The organism is Xenorhabdus sp. PB30.3 (assembly GCF_963895965.1).
Taxonomy (GTDB): domain Bacteria; phylum Pseudomonadota; class Gammaproteobacteria; order Enterobacterales; family Enterobacteriaceae; genus Xenorhabdus; species Xenorhabdus stockiae.
Map to the genome: position 1 here is coordinate 1 of NZ_CAWQMW010000109.1, position 1,114 is coordinate 1,114.

Consider the following 1,114-nt stretch of genomic DNA (forward strand, 5'->3'; position numbering starts at 1 on the left):
CCCACCTACACGCTTAAACCGGGACGACCGTCGCCCGGATGACATAGCCTTCTCCGTCCCCCCTTCGCAGTAACACCAAGTACAGGAATATTAACCTGTTTCCCATCGACTACGCTTTTCAGCCTCGCCTTAGGGGTCGACTCACCCTGCCCCGATTAACGTTGGACAGGAACCCTTGGTCTTCCGGCGTGCGGGTTTTTCACCCGCATTATCGTTACTTATGTCAGCATTCGCACTTCTGATACCTCCAGCAGCCCTCACAGGCCACCTTCAACGGCTTACAGAACGCTCCCCTACCCAACAACACTTACGTGTCGCTGCCGCAGCTTCGGTGCATGGTTTAGCCCCGTTACATCTTCCGCGCAGGCCGACTCGACCAGTGAGCTATTACGCTTTCTTTAAATGATGGCTGCTTCTAAGCCAACATCCTGGCTGTCTGAGCCTTCCCACTTCGTTTCCCACTTAACCATGACTTGGGGACCTTAGCTGGCGGTCTGGGTTGTTTCCCTCTTCACGACGGACGTTAGCACCCGCCGTGTGTCTCCCGTGATAACATTCTTCGGTATTCGCAGTTTGCATCGGGTTGGTAAGTCGGGATGACCCCCTAGCCGAAACAGTGCTCTACCCCCGAAGATGAATTCACGAGGCGCTACCTAAATAGCTTTCGGGGAGAACCAGCTATCTCCCGGTTTGATTGGCCTTTCACCCCCAGCCACAAGTCATCCGCTAATTTTTCAACATTAGTCGGTTCGGTCCTCCAGTTAGTGTTACCCAACCTTCAACCTGCCCATGGCTAGATCACCGGGTTTCGGGTCTATACCCTGCAACTTAACGCCCAGTTAAGACTCGGTTTCCCTGCGGCTCCCCTATACGGTTAACCTTGCTACAGAATATAAGTCGCTGACCCATTATACAAAAGGTACGCAGTCACACCCCAAAGGGTGCTCCCACTGCTTGTACGTACACGGTTTCAGGTTCTCTTTCACTCCCCTCGCCGGGGTTCTTTTCGCCTTTCCCTCACGGTACTGGTTCACTATCGGTCAGTCAGGAGTATTTAGCCTTGGAGGATGGTCCCCCCATATTCAGACAGGATACCACGTGTCCCGCCCTACTC

1 rRNA gene is annotated in these 1,114 nt (G+C 53.7%); it reads right to left on the bottom strand.

The features are described from left to right. Positions 1-1,114: ribosomal RNA gene (locus AACX38_RS06670) — 23S ribosomal RNA — on the bottom strand; the annotation flags it as partial.